The 516-nt window shown below is 51.9% G+C and carries 1 protein-coding gene; it reads left to right on the forward strand.

Annotated features, from left to right (window positions below; genetic code table 11):
- Nucleotides 1–49: 49 nt before the first annotated feature.
- A partial coding sequence (locus PsAD37_RS27355) for a transposase (RefSeq protein ID WP_153039654.1) occupies nt 50–516 on the forward strand: 467 nt, incomplete at its 3' end.

Consider the following 516-nt stretch of genomic DNA (forward strand, 5'->3'; position numbering starts at 1 on the left):
CAGCTCCTGTTAAGATCGCAGCATATTGCTGCGAGGATGGGAGAGCACCATGGAATACTATGCTGGTTTGGATGTTTCTTTACGGTCTGTTTCGATCTGTGTGATTGACGGCGAAGGCAAGATTATATTTGAACGCTCGGTTGCCTGCGAAGTTGATGTTATCGCCAGGACCTTAGCTCAGACGTCGTTGCTGATCACCCGCATTGGCTTTGAAGCTGGAACAATGAGCCAGCCTCTGTTTTACGGCTTGAAGGAACAACACGGCTTTGACGTTGTCTGCATGGAGGCAAGGCAAGTGAATGCGGCTCTGTCGGCCATGCGTAACAAGACCGATAAGAATGATGCACGCGGCATAGCACAAGTCCTGCGCTCCGGCTGGTATAGCCCAGTGCATATGAAAAGCCGCCGTTCGCATGCAATGCGTACGCTCCTGAGCAGTCGCAAGGCATGCTTGCGTAAATGCATAGACTTGACAAACGAGGTACGCGGGCTCTTGAAGGTTTACGGCCTGCGTCT

Source organism: Pseudovibrio sp. Ad37, assembly GCF_001623075.1.
Lineage (GTDB): Bacteria > Pseudomonadota > Alphaproteobacteria > Rhizobiales > Stappiaceae > Pseudovibrio.